Below are 586 nucleotides of genomic sequence, written 5' to 3' on the forward strand. Positions count from 1 at the left end.
CAGGTCGCCCGCTACGACCCCGACGCCCAACGCCGCACCCACACCGCGGTGCGGGGCCGTGATTTCACCATCGGCGCCTGTGACGACGACGCCGAAACCACCGCGGTGTGGGGGCGGCTGCTGGCCCCCGACGGTGCTGTTCTGCGGCAGCGGGTCACCGCCATGGTCAACGGGGTCTGTGATGGTGATCCGCGCAGCGCCGGTGAACGCCGCTCGGATGCGATCGGCGCGATCGCCAACGGTAACGACACCCTGGCGTGCCGGTGCGGCTCCCCGGCCTGCCCCACCACGGGTACGAAACCCAAGTCCAATGTGGTGATCCGGGTGATCGCCGACCAAACCGCCATCGACGCTGCCGCCGAGCAGCCCGCCCAACCCGACGCCACCGCCGACGCCACCGCCGCCGCGTCCCAGCAACCGCCGCGGTCGCCGGGCCTGCTGGTGGGCCATGGGGTGTTGCCCAATGCGCTGCTGGCCGAAGCGATCCGCAGCGGGGCGACGATCACGCCGATCCGCACACCGACTGCTGGACCCGAGCCGCGGTATCGGCCCAGCGCCGAGTTGGCCGAGTTCGTGCGGATGCGCG

1 protein-coding gene is annotated in these 586 nt (G+C 72.2%); it reads left to right on the forward strand.

Annotation, left to right across the window (positions count from 1 at the left end; translation table 11 throughout):
• Positions 1 to 586 (forward strand): DUF222 domain-containing protein (locus D6M19_RS34055; RefSeq protein ID WP_123029682.1); only part of this gene is annotated, 586 nt, incomplete at both ends.

This window comes from Mycolicibacterium stellerae (assembly GCF_003719305.1).
In the GTDB taxonomy this organism is placed as follows: domain Bacteria; phylum Actinomycetota; class Actinomycetes; order Mycobacteriales; family Mycobacteriaceae; genus Mycobacterium; species Mycobacterium stellerae.